The sequence below is a fragment of the Nesterenkonia salmonea genome (assembly GCF_005771525.1).
GTDB lineage: Bacteria > Actinomycetota > Actinomycetes > Actinomycetales > Micrococcaceae > Nesterenkonia > Nesterenkonia salmonea.
In genome coordinates this window covers 1-509 of sequence record NZ_VAVZ01000128.1, presented here as the reverse complement: position 1 = coordinate 509, position 509 = coordinate 1, and the positions used below count along the sequence as shown (strand labels likewise).

General features: G+C 67.8%; 1 pseudogene. It reads right to left on the bottom strand.

The window, feature by feature from the left end:
- Window positions 1–509, bottom strand: a pseudogene (locus tag FEF26_RS15565) (IS3 family transposase); the annotation flags it as partial.

The window sequence follows — 509 nt, the reverse complement described above, 5'->3', positions numbered from 1 at the left end:
TCCCGCCCAGGCATTCGCGGGTGTGCTCATCGACGATCGAGGCGATCTTGATCGCCCGGCCGGTCTCGTCGGCATCGAACTGGAAGTCCACCGCCCACACCACATTCGGCGCGCCGGCCTGCGGGGCTTCTGCGGTGGAGGCCCCTACGCGCTTGCGTCGACGTTTCACCGGAACCCGCAGGCCCTCTTCACGCCAGAGCCGCTGGACCTTCTTATGGTTGAGCGCCCAGCCCTCGGCGCGGGCATCATGGTAGGCCCGCCGGTAGCCCCAGCGCGGGTGCTTCTTCGCGTAGGCGCGCAGCCAGGCCCTGAACCCTGCATCAGGATCACCAGGGTGATCAGACTTCAGGGTCCGCCGGAAGGCGGATCGGGCAAGCCCGGCCAGCGCGGTGGCTCTACGTTCACTGATGCCCATGGTGGCCATCAGGTGTCGCGCAGCTGTTCGGCGCCGGTCCGGGCTTAGAAGTTTCCCTCCGCCAGCTCCTTCAGCGCAGCCTTCTCCAGCTCCG